The 546-nt window shown below is 56.0% G+C and carries 1 pseudogene; it reads right to left on the bottom strand.

The window, feature by feature from the left end:
* Window positions 1-89 precede the first annotated feature (89 nt).
* Window positions 90-419: pseudogene (locus F7R02_RS25795) on the bottom strand (MASE1 domain-containing protein); the annotation flags it as partial.
* Between the last annotated feature and the right edge of the window lie 127 nt (window positions 420-546).

Genomic DNA, 546 nt, shown 5'->3' with positions numbered 1-546 from the left:
GGTTGGTCATGCTGACATTGCCGCGCTGCGCCGGCAGGCAGTGTTCGATCAGAGAAAATTGTGCTGGCGTGATCTCCATGCCCAATAGTTTAATCGCTCGGGCCATTAGTGTTAACAGGCCCTAGAAAACTAACCACCAGCGCATGGCGGCGGCGAAACATACCGCCATGCGCCTTGAGACGAGCGCGAAGTTCCGCCTCGGCATCAGGCGACTCACGGCGGAGCGAATCTACTACCGAAGTGTCGGCAAACACTCTCATTACGACGCCCTGCGCACCTATACCGCGCCAAGCGCGCGCATGGATGAAATGCTTGTCCGCAACAGGAAGAAGTTCCATGGTGTTGAGCACACAACGATAAGCAGCCAGCTGCAAGCCAAGTGACAGCAGCTGGCAATCGCCCTGCAGGAGACAAGTGACTTTAGGGCCTGTTAACACTAATGGCCCGAGCGATTAAACTATTGGGCATGGAGATCACGCCAGCACAATTTTCTCTGATCGAACACTGCCTGCCGGCGCAGCGCGGCAATGTCAGCATGACCAACCT

The sequence above is a fragment of the Xanthomonas cissicola genome, assembly GCF_008801575.1.
In the GTDB taxonomy this organism is placed as follows: Bacteria; Pseudomonadota; Gammaproteobacteria; order Xanthomonadales; family Xanthomonadaceae; genus Xanthomonas; species Xanthomonas cissicola.
Note: the sequence above shows the minus strand (reverse complement) of the source record. Positions and strands in the feature narration are given on the sequence as shown.